The following is a 21,029-nucleotide window of genomic DNA, read 5'->3' on the forward strand; positions in this document are numbered from 1 at the left end:
TGCCAGAGGTCTGGTATCGGATTTTCTAGGAAGCCCAGCGTGGGCTCAAATGCTTAAGTGAACAGCATTAGCACTATGTCGGGCGTTTCAGTCGCATCGGCATGGGCCTGGTGGATGACAAGGGCCGCTGCATCACCCACGGCGTGTCCCGCGCGCTGAATGCCACGCGTAATGCCAGCGCGCTGAACCTTCGCCCCACTGACGCCACGCAGTTATCCGTGGTGGTGACCCATCTCGATAGTGCCCGGGTGTTGACGCCGCAAGAGTACGCGCCGCTGCCAGGCTTTATCGCCCAACTGGTGTGGGACGACCCGCGCCAGGCCATCACCGGCCCTGCCCCCAGTGCCGGTTGCTGCTCTGCTTCCACCCACACGACACCTGGAGAATCGCCATGAGCACACCCTTCAAACAATTCACCTCCCCCGCCGGGCAAGCCCCCAAGGACTACAACAAGCTGGGCCTGGAAAACCAGCTGCCGCAATTTGAAACCGACTGGAACAATGACCTCACCGGCTGGACCCAGTCCGCAATCATCGGCAACCCGTGGTCGGGCCTCAATGACGCGCCGCGCTCGGGCTATTACAACCCGCTGGTGGAAGGCTACGGCCCCACCACACCGCCGGCGATTACCTGGGCGCCCTTCCCCAATCGGCTGTGGACGTTCTTCTACAACAACGGCACGGCGGTGATTCCGCAATTGGGCGGCAAGGCCATGTCCATGCAACAGGTGATGGAGCTGACCGACAACGGCCAGATTACGATCAACAACACCCTGTACATGCTCTACGACCCGAACAAGCAAGGCACCCTGCTGCAACTGCCCGTCACCCGCTGCCCGACCATCGACTGGCAAGGCAAGTACAAGGATTTCTCGCCCTCGGGGCCCCGTGGCTGGCTTGACGAATACTGCGAGTGGTCCATCGTGCGCGATGCCGACGGCAACATGCGCAAGATCACCTTCACCTGCGAAAACCCGGCGTATTTCCTGGCCATGTGGCGCATTGATCCAAATGCAGTGCTGGGCCTGTACCGCGACTACATCGACCCGCAGGTGCAGCTCGAAGACCTGTACTTGCGCTACACCGCCGACTGCCCGACCGGCAAAGCGGGCGATCCGGTCATCGACCCCACCACCGGCCAACCGGCCTACGACACGGTCAACAAATGGAACGCCGGCACCGCCTGCGTACCCGGCCAATACGGCGGGGCGATGCACCTGACCTCCGGCCCCAACACCTTGAGCGCCGAGGTGTACCTGGCCGCCGCAGCGACCATCCTGCGCCCACTGGCCAGCAGCCAGAATTCCCAGGCATTGATCTGCTGCGCGCAATACGGGCAGAACTACCGCAACTCCGACCCGCATATCGGTTTCTCGGCCAACAGCGTGGCGGTGAATAACCGGCTGTCCTTGACCAATCCCATCGGCCTTTACCTGCAACAACCCACCGACTTCTCGGCGTGGAAAGGCCCTCAAGGCCAGGACGTCAGCCAGTACTGGAAAATCACCCGTGGCACCGCCAAGTCCGCCGCCAACGGCTCCGACCAGATCCTGCAAGCGGTGTTTGAAGTGCCAGTCAGCGCCGGGTTTTCGATCAACGACGTCACCATCAGTGGCCAGCCGATCGACTATGTGTGGGTGATTGCCCAGCAGTTGCTGGTGGGCCTGAGTGTGACAACCACGCCCATCAGCCCGACGCCGGATTCCTGCCCCTGCGTGAAGGATCGGGTCAACGGCGTGCAACCCTGGCCGGTGCAACTGCTGCCCCTGGATCTGTTCTACGGGCAGTCGCCTACCGACCTGCCGGCCTGGCTGGCACCCGGCACCAGCGGACAGTTCGCCCTGGTGGTGCAAGGCGCCGATCTCAAGACCACCGCCGAGACGGCGCGGGTGCAATTTTCCAATCCCGGCGTGACGGCGCAGGTCACCCAGTTCCTGCCGGATGCCTCCGCCATCCCCGGGCAAACCAACTCCGGCGGCACCCAGGGCTACTTGCTGACCATCACCGTAAGCCCCACTGCCGCTCCGGGGCTGGTGACGGTGCGCGCGCTCAACCCGGGCGAAGCCGATAACCCCAGCGCGACGGAACACCCATGGGAATCCGGATTGGCGCTGGTGCCTGGCGCCTGACTGATACGGCCCATCAGCCGCATCCACCCAGGGTGCGGCTTTACCTGCTTGCAAGGAGCGCGATGATGTCCAGGTTACGCTTAAGTGTTTTATCGCTGCTGACCAGTGTGGTGCTGAGCCTGTTCGCCATGCAGGCCGCCTACGCATCCCCAACGTCCGACGCCGACGCTTGCGTGCAGCAACAGTTGGTGTTCAATCCGAAAAGCGGCGGGTTCCTGCCGATCAACAACTTCAACGCCACCGGCCAGAGCTTTATGAATTGCTTTGGCTGGCAGTTATTCATTGCCCTGAACTGGCCGGTGAATCCCGGTTGGCCAGCCACGCCCGCCCTCGCGGGTGAGCCGGACATGAACAGTACCCTGGCGCAATTCGGTGTACCGACTGCCTCCGGGCAGCCGATGAGCGTGGCGCCCGTGTGGGCCAGCTACAAGGATGCCAACGATATCTTCCTGCCCGGCGCGCCCGCGCCCACCGGCTGGGGCGTGCAAACCCTGGTGCCGTCCAATTGCAGCACCCAGGGCAGCCTCAGGGCGATGTCGGTGGGGGCGCGCAAGTTCATGACCGCCACCTCCGAAAGCGCGATCAACGCGCGGCATGGGTTTCACCTGTCCAGTGGCACCCTCGCCTCGATTCCAGACCCGATCATGGAAGCCTCCGGCGGCTGGCTGACGGACCAGTCGCAGAACCTGGTGTTTTTTGAACGCAAGGTGGGCAAGGCCGAGTTCGACTACATCGTCAGCAAAGGGCTGTACGACGCAGCCAACCAGCTGACAGTCGCGCAGAACCTCGACAACCAGAACCCGGGCGGGCTGTCTCTGCCCATCGGTGAACCCATGCGCTCGCTGCCGCCCAACCCGGTGCCGCAGGAGCAACTGGGAGCGCTGGAGGTCAAGGCGGCGTGGCGGATCCTTACCGGCAAACCCGAGCTCTACGGGCGTTACCTGACCACCGTCGCCTGGCTCAAAAACCCGGCCACCTTGCAGTGCACCCAACAAGTGGTGGGCCTGGTGGGCCTGCATATCATCAACAAGACCCAAGCCTCGCCCAACTTCATCTGGACCACCTTCGAGCAGGTGGACAACGTGCCGGAACCCAACCAGGTGCCGCCACAACAGACGCCGCCCGACAGCTTTGCCTTCAACAACCCGAACTGCGGCACCGGCCCCGAATGCACGCCGAACGTGGCGCGTATCCAGTGCAAACAGCACCATCCCGACCGCGACTGCACCGAGCCGTTTCCACGGGACCAACCCGTGCAGACCACCCGGGAACATCCGCTGCCCACTGAACTGCAGGCGCTTAACGGCGCGGTGCAGGCCAACTTTGCCCAGCAGAGCCAGGGCAAGTCGGTGTTCCAGTACTACAAACTGATCAACGTACTCTGGACCCTCACCCCCAACCCGCCCACCCAGCCGGAACCGGGTGTCAGTGCGCAAGTGCCGCTGTCCTACGGGCCGTTTATCAGCCAGGGCAACGTACCGGTGGCCAACACCACCCTGGAGACCTACGTCCAGGGCGATAACTGCAATGCCTGTCATCAGTACGCGACCATCGCCGGCAGCTCCACCCTGGCTTCGGACTTTTCGTTCCTGTTCAACAGCGCCGACTCGGCCAGCAAGAACAGCCTGGTCAAGCGCGTGAAAGCCTTCCAGACCCTCAAGGATCAACCGTGATCCAGACGAAAAAAAGGGGCGATCAATGATCGCCCCAAATACAACGAGAGGTCCTTTTCTAACACTACAAACTGATCTGCTGACGCTCCTCATCCGTTAACCGCGCCCGTGCCTGGTCACTCAATGGCCCGGCACCGAGCACCTGCACCGGGCTGTTGGGGTTGTAGCCCGAAGTCTTCTGGCCGTCCTCCGGCTTGCGCTCCACCGGCTCGCTGCCAAAGCTCAACACCTCCACCGTAACAATCGACGCCCGGCCCTGTTTGGCCGCCGCTTGCTGGCTGCGCGCGGCATCTTCCGCCGCCTGGGACGCCGCTGCACCGGCCGCGCTCGCCGAGGTCATGGCCCCGGCATTCACCGCTGCCGAGACCGGCACGCCGGACGACTTGCCCTGGGTCTGGATGTTCGCCGCGTTCACCACCCGCAACGCGGCGATGTTGATGTTGCCGGAGACCCGAATCCCCGCCTCGCCCGCGTCGATGGTACCCAGCGGGGCGATCAGGTCGATGTCGCCGGCCGGTACTTCAGGAATCGGATTCAACGTCGCAATCCCCGCCCCGGTGCTCGGCACCGCTGGCGACAGCGTGACGTTGCCCCAGTTGTCATAGACACGCTTGGGCGGCGTGTACACCACGGTGGTCTTGGAACCGCGACCGGCGTTGATGTCGCCCTCGCCGGACCAGCCCATGATCGAGCCGCCGAAGGTGGTCATGATGCGGCTTTGGCCCAGCAGGATGCTGCCCATGGAATACAGCTGGATATCGCCGGCGCCCTGGGTGATCACACCCGCCGTGGACGGCGGTGCCGCGCCTTCGATGCCGAAGGTCTGCCCGCCGCCCGGGGTCAGCATCTGGATCGAACCACCGAAATTGGTGTGCACGCCGGAGCCGCCGAACAGCGTGATATCGCCCTTGTAGGTGATCGGGTTGCCGGCCACGTCCTTGTCCGGGAACAGCGCGGCAATCGCCGCCCGCCCCCGTACATAACTGCCCTGGCGCACGCCGCCCACCGCGTTGTACTCACGGCCGGCGGCCTTGAGTTCAGCGAAGTAAACATCACGGGCGAACACCCGTTGCTGCTCGGCAGGCAGTGCCGCGTAAACCGCACGGGCCTGCTCGCTGCTGCCGACAAAACCGAAGCGCTCGGCGAGCCAGGTGACCAGTTCGTTTTCGTAGGTCTTGGCAACCTTGCCACCCTGGATCGACAGGGGTTCGCCTGGCTGGACGAGGTTGACCGGGTCAAGGTAGGCCTCGACAAAGCGCCGGTAATCCGGGCCGTTGGGGCCGACGCCAGCTTGCATGACGATGCCTGCGCCAGGGCGGTTGTCGCCCGCGACCACCGGGCCAAGGCTGGTGATGCTGACTTCGCCACCCTTCGCCGGATCACGCCCGGACATCAGGATATTGCCGCCCGCCGTCACTTCCAGCAGGCCGGGACCGGCAACCTGGAAGTTGCTGTACAGAATGTCGCGCCCGGCGGAGACGATGGAGATGTCAGCGGGGTTGTTGTGGATAAACAGGTTGCCGGTCGACTGCTCGCTGACCGCACCAGGGGCCGTATTAAAACGACTGCCACTGCTGACAATGTCTCGCCCCGCCATCATCCAAACCGGCCCGTTACCCTCGTACCAGGTCTGCCCCGAATGCAAAAACGAGGGAGAAGAATTGAACGTCAGGGTCCGGCCGCTGCTGACCCCCACCAGGTCGCCGGTCAAGGCATAGAACCGCGCCGGTTCCGTTGGCGCGTAAGCGGCTGCCGACGCCGTGGCGGAGCCAAAGGCAAACAGAGGCCGCGGAATGGAACCCGGCGAACTACCGTTTTCCGACAGATTGTTGCCATCGACAACCACCTGGCCATCAATGGTCCCGACAAACGCCGGCCGCCAAGGTGTGGCCATGATGCCGGGGTCGGCCCCGGAAGGCGTGACAAACATACCGCCCGCATAAATCGAGTCATGGGCCAGGAATTGCAACTGGCTGCTGGCACCTGGGGCGAGCACCAAGGCATTTATCGGACTCGTATCGGCTTGGGACCCCAGGACGGCGTTTCCGTAATAAATACTGCCGCCAGCCGCCGTCGCTCGAACGATCGATGGGTAGACAGTTGCCAGGTCGGACGCTGCGGCGGAGACAGCTGGCGTCAAATTGCCCCCCGCCGAAAACAGGTCGATTGCCGTGTGCCCGGTCCACAATGAGAACCAACTTTCGCCGGTCCCACTCGTCCCGCCACGGGTAAACGATGAGTTGTTCAGCAGGACGACACGGCCCGGGTCAATCACTTGCTGCAGCACCAGGTCACCCAATGTGGTCAGGTTGAATGTGGCATCCCCCGGTACCAGGGTGATGCCCCCCACTGCCCGGCCACGGGTCGCCTGGAACGGATCGAATGCGCGGGTTTCGCCCGGGCTCTGCTCAGAGCTGTTACTGCCGTAGGTCAGGTCGATCCGGCCCGTGGTTGCACTTTGCAGTTGGGCGTTGCCCCGGATATTCACCAACTGGCCGTTCTGATCGTTTACGTCAACCACGCTGCCAGGGTTCAGGGCGCCACCGATACGCACCCGTAAATCACCACCGCCCGTCAACTGCAGGCTGCCATCACCGGCAACCCGCCCGGTACTGCCAACCGCCAGCACCAGCCCTTGGCTGCGCGGGTTGGCAGAGGCCGACATTTGATTGCCGTCCATGCGCCGAAGCACACCGGCATCACCGCCTACCTGTACATCCACGTCACCGCCGCCGAGGGTGCCGAAACCGGTAAACCCGACAAACGCATCAGCCTTGGAGGCATTGGCGGTATAGCTACCGAAATTGATCCACCAGGCCGTCGGCTGCGCCTGCCCACCGGTGTTCACCGTGCCGCTGCCCTGGCGCCACAACCAGTTGGCCACATCGGCGGAGTCGATGCCGTTATCCAAGGGGTTGGGCCGACTTGGGTTGAAGACGCTTCCCAGGATATTCCCCGTCAGGTTGCCCCCCACGTTCACGCTCAGGTTCCCCCCCGCCTCCGGGTACCAGGCACGGTACAGGCTGTCAGATGAACCATTGACGAACTGTTCAAAATAACTGTTGGTATCGTTGAGCACCGTCTTGCCGCTGTTCAGGGCCTTGGGCTGGTTGTAGGGGTCACCGGCACCGGTTGCGGTGGACGATGTACCGGCGGTGTAGACCCCGTACAGGGAGTCCATGCTCAAGTTGCCGGCACTCAGCAGTTCGAGGTCGCCCGTACCGGTGCGAATCACACTGAAACGGCTGCTGGACGGGGTCGCCGCATACTCTTTGCCGCTCTGGGCCAGGCAGTAGGCGGGCGAGCTTGCACAGAACTCATCGATGGAAGGGATACCGAACTGGTCCAAGATGCTTTGCTCGATCGGCGTTCCGACGGTGACGATAATCCCGTTGTCCGCCAGGTCCTTGGCGCCGAATTCGGTCCAGACATAGCCCACTTTCACTGCGCAGTACGCCGGATTGCCCGCACAGAAATCATCAATCGAACCCAGCCCGAAATCATCGAGGGTCTTTTGGTCGATCGGATCGCCTTCCTTGACCACCACTCCGTTGGCCGCAAAGTCCTCCACCGCAAAGGCGGTCCAGGTCAACTTGCCCTTGGCGGGCATTTCCTTGGCAAACATGCCGTAGTGGCTGTCGGCCAAACGCAGGTCGCCGCTGCGCGGATGGGCTTGCAGGATACGGCTGTCGGCCGCCTCGGTGTCGGCACCTGCGACCAACCGCAGCGACCAGGATTGCGAACCTTCGGCCAGCATCGGCGAGAGAGCCCACAGCTTGCCCTGGCGCCCCGCCACTTCCGGGCGCAACACCACCGACTCAGCCCCGCCCGGCAACTTGACGTTGGTACCGGAAGGAATCAACGCGCCGCGCGACAGCGGCATGTCGCCATTGAGCGTCACGACGTTGAACGATGGGTTGATCGCCTGAGAATTCGTCGGCAACGGCACACCTTTGGGCCAGATCAGCGCCCCGAGCTGGGTGTTTTGGGTCAGCAGGCTGCCGGCGTCCAGCTGTGAACCGGCCGCCAGGGTGTGTGCCTGGCTCAATAACGTGCCGGCTGCAAACAGCACATTGCCGGCGCTGTCGAACACTGCTGCGGCCAGCACCGTACCGGCAGGCAGCGTCAGGTCCTGGTTCAGCGTCGCTCGGGTCGGCAAGCGCGTACCGGCGGCCACGCCCACGGCCTTGATCGGCAGGTCGTAGTTGAGCACGGTGCCAGCCGGGAAAGTCGTGCCGTCCGCCAGGGTGATGCCGTTACCCGGCACGATGATCGTGCCGCCGGTAAAGTCGATGCCCGGCAACAACACCCAACCCTTGTCATCGACGGTCTGTGGCGGCGGCGCAAAACCATCGTTGATGCTGCCGTAGATGTTCAGGTCGCCACCGGCGCGCAGGGTCAGGCTGCCCGACTCACCGGAGCCATACACCGAGGTTTTCTGGCTGTTGGGGTTGAGGCTGGCGTAGCGATAGCCGGACAGGTCCAGATCGCCCTGCACCACCAGGTCACCGTCCGGGGTCTTGCTGACGATTTCCACCCCGGGCCGCAGGTGGAAGGCATCGGCATAGGTTGAGTTGTTAAGCCCGGCAAGTTTGTTTTGCAGCAGGTTCTGGTTGAGCAATGCACCGTTGATAAAGGCCGTGCTCAGCACATGCTTGCCATCCAGGTAGGCCTGGTCGATCTGCTGGTAAGGCCGCCCGCTGGCCGTCGGGTCGGTAACGAGTGGCGCATCGTCGTAGCTGATCATGCCGTTGAGGGCGATCGAGCGCGCGCCCTGGATCGTCAGGCGGCCATGGGCATCAATGTTGATGTCGTTGCTGGTGCCATCGGCGTTGATCAGCCGTGGTGCATTCAGTTCCAGGGTGCCGCGGTTGCGCCCGTCATTGCCCTGGACCGCCTCGGTGCCGTGACGCAGGTCGATGCGTGCGCCATCGGCCAGGGTCAACTGGCCGGTGCCGGAGCCGAGCACCACCATGGCCCGGTTGGGCGAGTCGATGATCTTGCCGTAGCTGTCCGCCCGCAGCTGGCTGCCATGGGCGTCGAGTACCGCGCCGCCGTCCAAGGTCAGGCCGTGCTTGCCGGCCAGGTTGATGCTGCCGACGCGCTCGCCACTGGCGTCCACCAGGCCGGTGACCCGCAGGCTGCCATTGTCCACGGAGACGTTGAGGGTGCCGGCCTTGAGGCCATTGCCGATGGTCAAGTCGCCCTGCTTGAGCTGGAAGCTGCGTGTGCCGAACACCTGGCCTTGATTCAGGCGCTGGTTGAGGTCGGCGAACTGCTGGTTCAGGGAGCCGCTGCTGCCCAGGCGCTGGGCCTGGATTTCCACGGTGCCGGCCTCATAAGGCATCCTGGTCCCGCCCGCATCGTAATAGCCACTGCTGCCGGCGAGGATCGTGCCTTGCAGGTCGACAATACCGCCCGCCGCGTCCACCGCAACCGCCCGCAGTTTGCCGGCCTGGTTGTTTTTGGCGGAGAGGTCGATGATCGAGCCGGCGGCCTGCAGGATATTGCCGCTGCCGCTGTCCAGCAGCACAGTGCCGCCCGCGCCGTACTGGGTCACATCGTTGAACACGATGGCGCGACCGGCCACGTCGACCATGGCCGCGTCGGTCAACACCACATCGCCCCGGGCCCCCAGGCTGACCTTGCCGCTGGGCAATACCACCGCCGTGGCCAGGCGAATGCTGTCGCCTTGCAGGGACAGTTCGGCGCCCTGGCCGTTGGCCTTGCCCCGTGCGCCCGTGGACGCTGCAAGATCAATCGCCCCACCTGCGGTGATGCGGTTCACCGAACCGGCTTCGCCGGTCATCAGGGGCGTGATGATATTCAGGTCGCCACCGCTGTACTGGAAGCCCTTCACCGGGTCATAGGCGCCCTGGCTCTGATACACCGAGAGGCTGCCCTTGTGGTTGGCGGTAATGCGCTCGCTGGCATTGAGGTTCACCCTGGCAAAGCCCAAAGCCAGGCGGTCGAAACTGCTCACGGTATTGGTCTGGGCAAAGGCGCCGTAGCCGAACTCAATACGCTCGGCGTTGATATCCAGGCGCCCGCTGCCAGTGCCCGCCCCGCCGCCTATCACGCTACCCGGTGGTGTGGTCGCGCCCTGCCAGATCAGGTTGGCGGTATGAATACTGGCCACGTCGCCAGCGCCACCGGCACCGTAGATCGCCGGGGTGGAGAGCATCAGGTTGCTCAGCCGCGATTTACCCGTCAGTGGGTCATAGGTGTCCAGGGAGGTACTGCCGTAGAAGTTGAAACTGTCCCGCGCCGAGAGCTGCAGGGTTTCCAGGGCCGGCGCACCGAACTGGGTATCCCCCTTGAGCAGGCGATCCAGAAGCGCCTGGGTGAGTGTCAGGCCGGCGGGCAACTGATTGGCCGCAGCGGCAGCAGCCAGGGCGTCCACGCTGCCCAGGTTAATGGTGTTGACCCCCAGGTTGAGGTGGCGGGTGCCGTAGCGCACCTGGTCGCCGAGCTGGAAGGTATTGTTGGTCAGCGCCACGATACTGCCTTCGGAGTACAGCCCGGTTTGCCCGCTGCACACGACCGTGTCACACACCCCGACCCTGATCCCGCCGCTGGGAAACGCCGAACCGGATGAAATGACATTGAGCAAGCCGTTAGACACCGCCAGCATATTGGTGACCTTGTAGATAAACCCATCGCGGGCATCGTAGCTGGCCTGGCCACGGCCGATGGTGTTGATGGATGCCCCTTGCTCCAGAACGATCGCTTTCGTGTCGCTCAACAGAAAAACTTCCGGCGCGGCGAGCGTCACGCCCTCCCGTAGCGTGATTGCGCTGTCGGCCTGATTGGTACCGCCTGCCAGAACGATGTAGTTGCCGGACTGGCCATACTGCACCGCCGTCATGCCCCCCACCAGCAGGCGCGAGGCCCCGAGGGCGTTGAGGCTGTCGTCGCTGAAGGTAATACCGCTGAAGCCGGCGGTTGCGGAGCTGCCCGCCGCGACGACTTCAATACCGCGTTTGCTTGGATCAATCACCGCCACGGCGCCACCGTAGCCACCCGCCGCCGCCTCAAAACGGCCTATGCCCTGGAACGAAAACCCATCAGCGCCGCCCCCGGGCCGCAAGGCCAGTTTCAGGGTCTTGGCGTCGACGGCGAGCATCGGGCGTGGCACCCCCTGTTTCGCGGCGTCGGCGATTGCGAATTGTGCGTAGCTGGTTTCGTTGTATTGGGAATAACGGCGCAAGGTATCGGCCGAGGTCAAAATCAACTGGCTGGCGACGCTGTTGCTGATCCCGGTGTTGGCGATGGACAAGCGCCCGGCGGTGGACCAGGAGCCATTGCGCATCCGTTGGGTGGCGGTATCACTGCCGAGCCCGGCCAGGCCGTTGATCTCGACGCGGAAAGCACCGGGCAACAAGGCGTAGGTGGACGGCATCAGGGTATAAGTGCCCGCCGGCAGCCCCGGCACTCCGGCGCCGATGGTGACCTGCTGGCCCACCAACGGATCGACCGCCCCCTTCTCCGGCGCCACCGGCGCCGCGCCGGGCTGCACGCCGGGCACGATGGCGTAAATCGGGTTGGTGCCCAGGCCTGGCAACACAAAACCGCCATTGGCGCCGAACTGCACCAACGGGCTGTAACGCGCATCCGTAGAGCCGCCACGCCCGGAGACGAACCCGGCCCCCAGCAACTCGCCACCGCCGGACAAGTCCAGGATAGCCTCAGGCTGCACCTGCACCGACTGGCCGCCGAGCATCACCCCAACGCTGAGTTCCGCGTTCTGATTGACCAGCCCGCCTTGACCGACAAACGTCACCGTCTTGCCGTTGTACGTGTAGACCTGCCCATCCAGGGTGCCGCCATATGGCAGCACAAGGCCTTTGCCACTCACCGACGTCACGCTGCCCGGCAGCAATTGCACCTGGCTGCTGCCCATGGTGCCGATATCGATCAACCCCAGGGGCGCCCGTACCACACCGCCCTGCCGCACCGTCGCGGCGCCCAGTTGCAGGCGCCCGAATGCCGAGTAAGGCACCGCGGCGTCCGCGCTGCCGGTACGGCCAATGGTCAGGGTACGCAGCGGGTCGAACGTGATGTTGAGGCTGTTGAATTCGCTCAAGTAGCCCGCAATGACCCGCGCACCGACCTCCGTGGCCGGATACAACTGCGCCGCCCGCAAGGTCATATCGCCCTGGGTCAATAACTGGGTGCTGACCTTCAAGGCCACGCCATCCGGGTTGGCGCCCGCCAGGAAGCGCAGATCGCCCTGGCTGGTCAGGTTGACCTGATCAAAGCCGCGACGCTCAAGGCCCACCAGGCTGTCGTCGGCCTGGCGCAGTTTGCCCTTGCTGCCAAACAACACGCTGCCGCGCACATCGATCAAGCTGCCGCTGGCATTGAACTGCGCCTCGGTGGCGCGCAGCGATGGTAACGGCAACACCGACACCGGGTTTACGTAGAACTCCCGGGCCGGCGAATCCATGCCGGACAGCAGCAGGTAGGGTGCCGACAGATTCACCCGGGCATTGGCCGTTGCGCCCTCACTGAGGTTGAAGGCACCGCTGTACAGGCGCAGGCCCTGGCCCATGGCCAAGGACACATCGCCGTCGAAACTCAACAGGCCGTTGCTCATCAACGCCAGATTGTCGAAACCGCCCGCACTGACCTGGTCTACACCCAGGCGAGCATGGCCGTATTCCAGACTGTCGGCTGCGTCGGCGGCGGTGCCGGCGAGCGGGTGGGTCTGATGGGTCTGGCCTAGCACCAGTTCGCGCACCTTGAGTACCCGGTCCGTGACACTGCTCTTGGTGTAATACGGGCTGTCCAGCGCCACGTTCAGGCTGCCGCCCGCTGCGCCGGCACCGCCGGCCCGGGCTACCAGACTGCCGTCCAGGTACAAGCCATTGTTGGACGCCAGGCTGATGCTGCCGCCATTGCTGGCCACCCGGGTTGCGCCCTGCCCCGGTACATCCAACACGGCTTGCGTGCCCGACGCGTCCAGCCGGGCGCCCTCGCGTACCATCACAAACAGGTCACTGGCCGTGACCGTCCCGGTGCTCAGGTTGATCTCGCCACCGATGCTGATCTTGCCGCCGTCGCGGACCAGCCCGTATTGGCTCCCACGATTGTCCACAGCGGTCGCGGCCCGGGCGGCGACATCGATCAGTGCGTTTTCACCCAGCCAGATGGAGCGGCCATGCCCGATCGCGTTGGCTTGCTCGAACGCCCGCGTGGTCAGGCCGTTCAGGTTGACACTGCCACCCCAGGCATTGAGCGTGCCGTCGACCGTCAGTTGGCCGATGCTGCGCAGATTGATTGCCTGGCCCGGGTCGACGCTGATCACCGCACCCTTGCCCACCACCAGTGCCGTTGTCGGCAATTGCGCCGCAGGCGACTCCAGGTGGCCGGCGGAAAGGGTCAGGCTGGCGCCCCGCCGCTGAGTGAGTACGCCCTTGCTGGCGTCTTCCTGGTAAAGCGGCGGAGTCCAGCGTTCCATAACGCTGGCCGCATCGCCGCCGCCCGGCGTCGTGGCGGCCTGCTCCGAGAGCCGGTAGGCCGGCACGCTCACATCAACCTGAGTGCCATCGGTGACCAGCAACCCTTCGTTGCCGGTAATGTCATAGGCCGAAAAACCCTTGTTGAAAAAATCCCCGGGCAACTGCAAGGTCTTGGCGTCCGGCGCCTGCGGGCTCTCGCCGATCTGCACCTGGTTGGCCTGCAAGGTCAAGGTGCCGCCTGCGCTGACGCCATAGCCGCGAATCTCCGCGCCCAGGTCCAAAGCCCCCAGTGCGCCCACGGTCACGTCGCCGCCCTTGCCGCCCCGGACTTTGCCATCCAGGCCGATGGTTGCCCCGGACGACGTGTCCACCCGGCTGCCCGCTGCGAGGTTCACGTCCCCGGAGCTGCGCAACGACACTTTGCCACCGTTGATATACGCCACCCCGTCAGTGGCCGATGGGTCCAGCGCCAGATTATTCCAGCGCCCGGAACTGTCCAGCCTGACCCCGGCGGCCACATCGAGCCGCCCGGTGCCCGGCAGAATCACGTCGCCGACGACATTGGAGCGATTGAGGTCGACCTGATTCAACAGGTTGCCCGCGTTGATGCTGCCGCCGTGGGCCGTGAGGTTGGCATTGACTGAAACCACAGGGCCGAACAGGGTGATGTCGCCGCCGTCCGCCACCTTGAGTGCGCCATGGACGTCAATCCGCTGCTTGGCGCCGACCTTGATCGCGCCCAACCGGTAACCATTGAGCAGGTCACTGTCGAGCACCAGTTTGCCCTGACGCTCGGTCGGCAGCGCGGTGGCCAGGTCCAGGCCGTCGGCAATTTTTTGCGTGGCGCTCTCGATCAGCACCTGGTCGATGGTCGGGGTCAAGGCGTAGCGCAAGGTGCCGGTGGCCTTGTTGTAGACCGGCGTGTACTGGCCAATGATCAACTGCGCCCGCTGGGCCATGGCCTGCTGTGACTGCTGATATCCATCAAGGTTGATATTGGGGGCCTGGGTCTGGCGATCGCCCTGGAATACATCGCTGATCAACTGGCCTTCCAGCACCGCGTTGGTGGTGCCCACCACCAGCTTGCCGGCGTCGCGGCCCACGGTGTAGCCCGCCTCGTAGCGGCTTTGCTGGGCCACCAGCGGGTTGTAGTAGAAATCACTGCGGCCCCAGCGGGCGCTGGTGTCTTCAAAGCCTTTGTAGATCCCCGCGTAGAGAATGTCCGCAGGGGCTTTCGACAGTTCATAGAGCTGGCCATCAGGCCCCTTGAGCCAGGTCTGGCGGATGTAGCCGGCCTGCACATCGACGGTACCGCCCGACAGATTGACCTGCGCCCCCTGCTGGGTCACCACGTCCTTGCCGGTGAACGTCACGGTGCCGCCCTGGGCCATCCACTCGCCGATCGAGTGGCCCTGGGTGCCCAGGTAACCGCCGACTTCCAGCAGCCCGCCAGCGGTGTACCAGCGGTCCGTCGCATAGCCGTTGGTGCCGGCCGGGACGAACACCAGGTCCCGCAGGTCGACCCATACGTCGTTGTTGATCAATTGCCCGCCGTCACGGTTGACCGGCGCATCGCGCTGCTCGTTGCCCTGCACGTTGATCTTGATGTTGTTGGCTTCCATCGCCACCTTGACGCCAATCGCGCCAGACACATCAATCATCGCGCCGTCGCGTACCAGGCTGCGTTGGCTGGCGCTGACGGCCACTTGGCCGCCGGTGGCCAGGGTGATCGAGCCTTTCTGGAAGTCCACGGTGCCGCCGCTGACGATCTCGATCCGCGATTGGTCGGTGCGGTCGGCCACCGCACTGAGGTTGTTGAACTGGCCGGTGATCAGGTTGGCGGGCAGGCCGTCGAGCTTGCTCAAGCCATTGTCCTTCTGGCTGTTGAGGGCGGTGCTGCCACTGGCGTCCAGCAGGATCGCCGTGGTGCTGCCCTCGCCCAGGGTCACGCTGCCGGTGGCATCGCTGGCAGCGTTGAGCAAGTGAATCGTGCCGCGGGTATCCACCGAGGTGCTGGCCAGGGCCACGCCGTTCTGCTGCACCTGGTGCCCCGTGAGGGTGATGTCGCCGGTCGACGCCATGATCAGGCCGCTGTTGCTGACCTTGCCCGACGTGCTGCCGGCCTTGAGGCGGGTGGCCACTTCATTGCCACGGGTGGTGGAGCGGTCGTTGCCGGTGGTGCCGACGCCCTTGCGGATATAAAAACTGTCGCCGGCGGCCAGGGTGGCCTGGCCCTTGGCGGTGATGATGCTGCCGGCGTTCTCGACTTCCGAGCCCAGCAGCAAGGCATAGCCACCGGCGTCGGTGGAGGTGGCCGGGTTGTGAGTCTGGATCAACGCGCCGCGCTGCACCTCGACCTTGCCCGCCGCGTCGGTGAAAGTCGGCTGGGTGCCGTTGGCATCCACATAAATCCCGCGCTGGGTGAATTGGTCATCGCTGATGGTGGCAGCCGCCGCCACCAGGTTGCGCACATTGACCTGGCTGCTGCCGCTGAAGATCACCCCGTTACGGTTCATGATCATCACGGTGCCGGGGGCGTTGATCTGGCCCTGGATTTCGCTGGGGCGCGCGTTGGGATCATTGACGCGGTTGAGCACCGCCCAATTCGACTGCTGCTGGAAATCGACCGTGGTGTTGCGCCCGACGTTGAAGGTTTCCCAGTTGAGGATCGCCTTGTCGGCGGTCTGCTCGATGCTGACGGTGGTCTTGCCACCGGACTGGCTTTGGGTCGGGCCCTTGGCGTTGGTCCAGCCCTGGGTCAGGCTGTTGTCCACCTGCAAGCCGCCCTTGCCGAGGCCGTCGGGAATCGTCGAGACCTGGCCGAGCGCCGCTTGCCGGCCTGCCGCTTGTGCCGCTTGCTGGGCCGCAATCGCCGCAACACTGTTGTTGAGCGTGCTGATGGAACGTGACAGCTGCTGGTTCGCCCGCGCCTGCTGATTCAACGACGGAATTCCCGGCACCTGCGCCCCGTTGAGGCGGGCCGCAGTCGCCGCCTGGGCGGCACCCTTGTCGGCAAACCAGCCGGAGCTGAACGCTGTCGCCGCGTGGGCGCTGCCTGCCACCATGAACAAGGCAATCGCTTGGGCCAGTGGCTTGAGGCGCAGGATCGTCTGGCCGCCAGGGCCTTGGGCATTCAGGTTGACCGGTGGTTTGCAGCGGACCATCAGGAAGCTTCCTTCTTTGTTATTGCCCATGGGGAACTGGCGATGTGCGTCATGTATGGGAGTTAGGCGGTTGGCGAGGGGCGGGACTGAACTTCTGTCATGGAAAGTTCATGTAAGGCTGCTAGCCCGGCCGCCAACGCAAAAAATCAGCAACGGCACAGGCCGTTGCTGATCGGGTGTTGCCGGTCGGTAAAAGCGTGGTTTACAGCGGACGACCGATGGCGTTGCAGACATCAGACTTGCCGATGCTCAGCGCGCTGGTTGCGGTGACGAAGTTGCTGGTGATCGCGGCTTTCCAGGCAGTTGGCAGCGGCACAAAGCGGTTGGCCTTGATGGCATTGTCGTTGGTGTTGAGGGCGCTGGCACCGTAGTGACGGGTGAAGAACGCACGCACTTGCGAGGTTTGGGTGGCGTCGGCGTAGCACTGGCTGAAGATCAGGTTGGTGAAGCCCAGGATTGGATAGCCGGTGCTTGGGTAAGGCACGACGCTTGGGTCATTGGCGTCGGCAGCAGCAGCAAATACTGGTACCCAGGCGTTCTGCAGGGCGACGTTGGCAGCCGCCGGTACTGGCACAGCAGCAATGGCAGCGGAAACGTTGTCAGGGGCTGGAGAAACACCGGCGACCTTGGCCACTTTGGTGGCGTCATCCAGGCCAGCCAAGGTAGGAGCGGCATAGTCCGGGCTCATGTAAGTGATGCGACCATCACCGGCGTTCAGCGCGTCCATCACGCCTTGGCTGGTGACGGCAGGCACGGCACCTGCCGGCACGCCGAAGCTGTCTGCAAAGTTGGTGGTGACCACAAACTTCTTGGACTCATTGACGCACTTGGCTGCCAGGAAACGGGTGAACAGCTCGGTGGTGCCACTGGCTTCGTTACGGTAAACCACCACGATGTTACCGGTGCGACCGGTAGCCGGGAGTTGGTCCCAGGTGGTGATACGGCCCGAGAACACGCCGCACAGTTGATCAACGCTCAGGTCAACCGCGTTGGTACCGGCCTTGTTGAATGGAATGGCAACCGAAGTGGCTACCGAAGGCACTTGAATCAGCTTGCCCCAGGCCGCTTGTTTGGTGGAGGCGTAGGTGGACAGTTCAGTCGAGGTCAGCTTGGAGTCGCTGCCCGCCCAGTGCACGTTCTTGGTGCCGGTCCCGAACTGGCTGTAGTCGTTGTTCAGGAACGCCAGTTTGCCTTTGCCGCTGCCCACACCGATGTACGGGGCGAAACCGGCAGTCAATACGCCGGAGGTCTGGTACAGCGGTTGTGGCAGGGTGGCGCCACCGCCGTTGATGTCTGCCATGGCAGCCTGGGCCGAGCACAGTGCAGCGAGGGTCATGGATACCGCGAGAACGTTGCGCTTAAACATGAAGAAGCTCCTTTCGTCGTGTTTGTACGTTGGGGTAGATGACGCTATGGCTTCGGTCCCGGGCTGTGGTTCGGGAGGTAGCGAGGGGTGAGGCCATGGGTATGAAATCTCGCAGCATCCGATGACAGCTAAAGGAAAAAACCTCGGGAGGAACGGCTTGATTTTTAAAAAGATTCTCGGGTGTTTTGGTCATGCTTTTGGACGGTTTGGAGGTGAGATGACAGCGGGGTTTCAGCGCGGATTTCGAGTGCCGGGCTGGAGGCGGCACAGGCCGTGTGGCGGGGTTGGGCAGATGACAGAATGAGGAACCCGAGTTTGGGACCCGCGTGTCAGGCGCGCGAAAATAGTCTTGAAGAAACGCAGTTAAAATGTGGGAGCTGGCTTGCCTGCGATGGCGGCGGGTCAGCTTGCATCCTGGGCGACTGACACACCGCTATCGCAGGCAAGCCAGCTCCCACATTTTTGACCGCGTTTCGCCAGCGACTAGGTCACCAGTTGGTTGATTTCGATGATCGGCAGCAGTACTGCCATGACGATGACCAACACAACGGCGCCCATCACCACGATCATCAAGGGTTCAAGCAACGCCGTCATGCCCATCGCCCGACGTTCGATATCCCGGGACAGGGTTTGCGCCGCACGCTCGAGCATCGGCGGCAGGGAGCCGGTTTTTTCGCCGCTGGCGATCAGGTGGATCAGCACCGGCGGAAAGACCTTTTCCACCGCCAGCGCCGGCGCCAGATTGACGCCCTCGCGCACCTTGGCGGTGGCGTCGCTGACGCACTGGCTCAGGCGGTCGTTGGACAGGGTCTGGCGCGCGGCTTCCAGCGCCCGCAGCAACGGCACACCTGCCCCGCCGAGAATCGCCAGGGTCGAGGCAAAACGCGCGGTGTTGAGCCCCAGCACAAAGCGCCCGATCAGCGGCAGGCGCAGCACCCGGCTGTGCCAGTTCAACCGCGCCACCGGGTTGCGCAGGTACAGGCGCCAGCTCCAGAAACCACCCACGATCCCGGCAAAACACAGCCAGCCCCAGGCGCGGATAAAATCACTGGCGTTGAGCATCGCCAACGTCAGCCCCGGCAGGTCCTGGCGGGCCTGGGAAAACGCACTGACCACCTGCGGCACCACGTAGCTGAGCAGGAAAATCACGATGCCGATGGACACCAGCCCCACCACGCCCGGGTAAATAAACGCCGTGAGGATCTTGCCCCGCAGGTTATTGCGTTCCTCGATGTAGTCGGCGAGGCGCTCCATGACCTGGGCCAGGTCGCCGGACTCCTCCCCCGCCGCGATCAGCGCCCGATAGATCGACGGAAAGTCCCGGGGCCGCGCGGCCAACGCATCAGCCAGGCGCATGCCGCTGCGCACATCGGCGCGAACCGCGCTCAAGGTCTGGGCGATGTGTTTTTTCTCGGCTTGCTCCACCGTGGCGCTCAACGCGGCCTCCAGCGGCAGGCTCGCACCGAGCAGGCTCGCCAGCTGGCGCGTGGCCCAGGCCAGGTCATTGTCCGAGAGCTTGGCACCGAACCGGCTGCTGCCGCCGGCTTGCGGGTTGTTGTTCTCGATCTGCACCTGCAAGGCCGTCAGGCCCCGGCTGCGCAGGTTGGCAAAGGCGCCGCTCTGGCTGTCTGCCTCAAGGTGCCCGGACTCCAGCTTGCCGGTGGCGTCGGCGGCTTCGTAGCGGTATCGGTTCATCAGGCGTCCCGTGTTACGCGCAGGATTTCTTCGGGGGCAGTGGCGCCGCTGCGCACCCAGCGTTCGCCGTCTTCGCGCATGCTGAACATGCCGGCGCGGCGGGCTGCCGCTCTCAGGTCTTGTTCGCCAGCGCCCTGGTGAATCAGCCCGCGCAGCTCATCATCGATGCAGAACAATTCATGAATACCGGTACGCCCGCTGTAGCCTATCTGGTTGCACTGCGCACACCCGACCGGCCGCCAGGTGCCGGGCGCCGCCGGGTCTTCCTGCTTGCAGTGGGGGCACAGGCGGCGCACCAGGCGCTGGGCCAATACACCGAGCAGGGATGAGGCCAGCAGGAACGGTTCGACGCCCATGTCGATCAGGCGGTTGACCGCTGAAACGGCATCGTTGGTGTGCAAGGTGGCGAGTACCAGGTGGCCGGTGAGGGAAGCCTGGACAGCGATTTGCGCGGTCTCCAGGTCGCGGATTTCGCCGATCATGATGATGTCCGGGTCCTGGCGCAGGATCGCCCGCAGGGCCAGGGCGAAGGTCATGTCGATCTTGGCGTTGACCTGGATCTGGCTGATGCCCGGCAGGTCGTATTCCACCGGGTCTTCGACGGTCAGGATATTGCTGGTGCTTGCATCCAGCCGGGCCAGGGCGGCGTAGAGGCTGGTGGTCTTGCCGCTGCCGGTGGGGCCGGTGACCAGCACGATGCCGTGGGGTTGGCGGATCAGGCTGTCGAGTTTGCTCAGGACGGCGGGGTCCATGCCTAGGGTTTCCAGTTGCAGGCGGCCGGCTTGTTTGTCCAGCAGGCGCATCACCACGCGCTCGCCGTGGCCGGTGGGCACGGTGGAGACGCGGATGTCGATGGGACGACCGGCGACGCGCAGGGCGATGCGGCCGTCCTGGGGCAGGCGTTTTTCGGCGATATCGAGTTGGGCCATGATCTTGATGCGTGAGACCAGGGCGCCGTGCAGGGCTTTGCGCGGGGACACGACATCGCGCAGGGTGCCGTCGACGCGGTAGCGCACCACGGAGTGGGTTTCGTAGGGTTCGATGTGGATGTCGCTGGCTTCGTCGCGGGCGGCTTGGGTGAGCAAGGCGTTGATCATGCGGATCACCGGGGCGCCGTCCTGGGTGTCGAGCAGGTCGGTGATTTCGGGGATGTCTTGCATGAGGCGGTCGAGGTCGACTTCGTTTTCGGCGGCGCCCACCACGGCGGCGGCGCTGCCGGTGTCGGCGTAGGCGCTGGCCAACAGGCCGTCGAGTTCGTCGTCGCGTACCTGGATGAGGTGGGTCTGGCCGAACTGGCGGTGGACTTCGCTGATGGACCAGCCGGGGGTTGAGGGGCAAATGGTCAGCGTCGGGCCCTGGGGTCCCGGGTGAAGGAGGATGCGTTGGGATTTGGCCCAGGCGTAAGGCAGGAGGCTCATGCTTTTGGGCTTCGTTTGGCTGTGTACATATCCATTCCTTCGGTAACGGCTGCTTATGGTTCCGCTCTTACAGCGGCTCACTTTTGAAAAGCGCAAAAGTAAGCAAAACGCTCTTGCCCCA

At 64.1% G+C, this 21,029-nt stretch carries 6 protein-coding genes and 1 pseudogene; 3 read left to right on the plus strand and 4 right to left on the minus strand.

All coding sequences use genetic code 11. From position 1 onward, the window contains the following. Positions 1 to 71 precede the first annotated feature (71 nt). The 3 genes and pseudogenes from K0H47_RS08755 to K0H47_RS08765 form a co-directional block, all read left to right on the plus strand. Positions 72 to 395 (plus strand): annotated as a pseudogene (locus tag K0H47_RS08755) (tyrosinase family protein); the annotation flags it as partial. Then, complete coding sequence (locus K0H47_RS08760; protein WP_219272395.1) at positions 392 to 2,128, plus strand: hypothetical protein; 1,737 nt, start codon at positions 392 to 394, stop codon at positions 2,126 to 2,128. The pseudogene K0H47_RS08755 and the gene K0H47_RS08760, both read left to right, overlap by 4 nt. Positions 2,129 to 2,193: 65 nt before the next feature. Continuing rightward, a complete protein-coding gene (locus K0H47_RS08765; protein WP_219272396.1) occupies positions 2,194 to 3,801 on the plus strand; it encodes a hypothetical protein in 1,608 nt (535 codons plus the stop codon). A 64-nt stretch (positions 3,802 to 3,865) separates the two neighbouring features. On the opposite strand, the gene K0H47_RS08770 is transcribed toward K0H47_RS08765, so the two are convergent. The 4 genes from K0H47_RS08770 to gspE all read right to left on the minus strand — a co-directional run bounded on the left by K0H47_RS08770 (position 3,866) and on the right by gspE (position 20,908). Further along, on the minus strand, positions 3,866 to 16,429 hold the full coding sequence (locus K0H47_RS08770) for a filamentous hemagglutinin family protein (protein ID WP_219272398.1): 12,564 nt from the start codon (positions 16,427 to 16,429) through the stop codon (positions 3,866 to 3,868). A 202-nt stretch (positions 16,430 to 16,631) separates the two neighbouring features. Continuing rightward, entirely contained in the window at positions 16,632 to 17,795 is a 1,164-nt protein-coding gene (locus tag K0H47_RS08775) for a substrate-binding domain-containing protein (protein WP_063029153.1), read from the minus strand. 483 nt (positions 17,796 to 18,278) lie between these two features. Then, positions 18,279 to 19,490, minus strand: a complete 1,212-nt coding sequence (gene gspF / locus K0H47_RS08780; protein WP_093208694.1) for a type II secretion system inner membrane protein GspF — start codon at positions 19,488 to 19,490, stop codon at positions 18,279 to 18,281. Further along, positions 19,490 to 20,908 carry a type II secretion system ATPase GspE gene (gspE, locus tag K0H47_RS08785; RefSeq protein WP_219272399.1) on the minus strand — a complete coding sequence of 473 codons (1,419 nt, stop codon included), beginning with the start codon at positions 20,906 to 20,908 and terminating at the stop codon, positions 19,490 to 19,492. Before gspE ends, gspF begins: the two co-directional genes overlap by 1 nt. Positions 20,909 to 21,029 lie beyond the last annotated feature (121 nt).

Origin of the sequence: Pseudomonas sp. Xaverov 83, from assembly GCF_019352905.1 — a bacterium.
Classification (GTDB): Bacteria; Pseudomonadota; Gammaproteobacteria; order Pseudomonadales; family Pseudomonadaceae; genus Aquipseudomonas; species Aquipseudomonas yamanorum.